Below are 694 nucleotides of genomic sequence, written 5' to 3'. Positions count from 1 at the left end.
GATTCCTTATATCGGCGCGGCGGCTGTGACCGTTCCAGTCGCGATTGTTGGCCTGTTCCAGTGGGGCTTAGAACCTCAGTTTTATTGGTTGCTTCTCGCTTACGGTATTATCCAAGCGTTAGATGGTAACGTGCTCGTTCCTGTTCTGTTCTCTGAAGCAGTGAACCTACACCCAGTAGCGATTATTGTAGCGGTGTTGGTGTTTGGCGGACTGTGGGGGTTCTGGGGAGTGTTCTTTGCGATCCCTCTAGCCACGCTAGTGAAAGCGGTTTGGAATGCCCTACCGAGTCACGCTCTCGATGATGACCCTGAACACCAATCGTAATTGAACGCGCTATCAATTTGAATGCGCTATCAATTTTAATAAGTACAAAAAGGCCGAATATCCATGATATTCGGCCTTTTGGCATTTGGCTTAGTAGTGAGTAGTGTATTTAGATTCGCTAGGTGCGAATTTAGAGAATCAACTCACTAAAATCAACATTAAGCTTCTGGATTGAAGTAGTCTAGAACCACTTCGTGGTGAGTCTTTGTTTTGAACTTGTTGAAGACGTGTTCAATCTGACCTTCTTCATCAATTAGAAAGCTAATACGGTGCAGACCGTCGTACACTTTACCCATAAATTTCTTCTCGCCCCAAACACCAAACTGTTCAGCAACACTGTGGTCTTCATCAGATAGAAGTGTGAAGTTC

2 protein-coding genes are annotated in these 694 nt (G+C 45.1%); one reads left to right on the top strand and one right to left on the bottom strand.

Translation table 11 applies throughout. The features are described from left to right. The coding region (locus AB4653_RS14185) for an AI-2E family transporter (protein WP_372104499.1) at positions 1-325 on the top strand (325 nt) is incomplete at its 5' end. Positions 326-483: 158 nt separating this feature from the next. Here the strand turns inward: AB4653_RS14185 and AB4653_RS14180 are convergent. Continuing rightward, on the bottom strand, positions 484-694 hold a 211-nt coding region (locus AB4653_RS14180), incomplete at its 5' end, for a redoxin domain-containing protein (protein ID WP_372104497.1).

The sequence above is a fragment of the Vibrio sp. 10N.222.48.A3 genome (assembly GCF_041475345.1).
GTDB classification, from domain to species: Bacteria; Pseudomonadota; Gammaproteobacteria; order Enterobacterales; family Vibrionaceae; genus Vibrio; species Vibrio tasmaniensis_A.
This window is presented reverse-complemented; position numbering and strand designations above follow the sequence as displayed.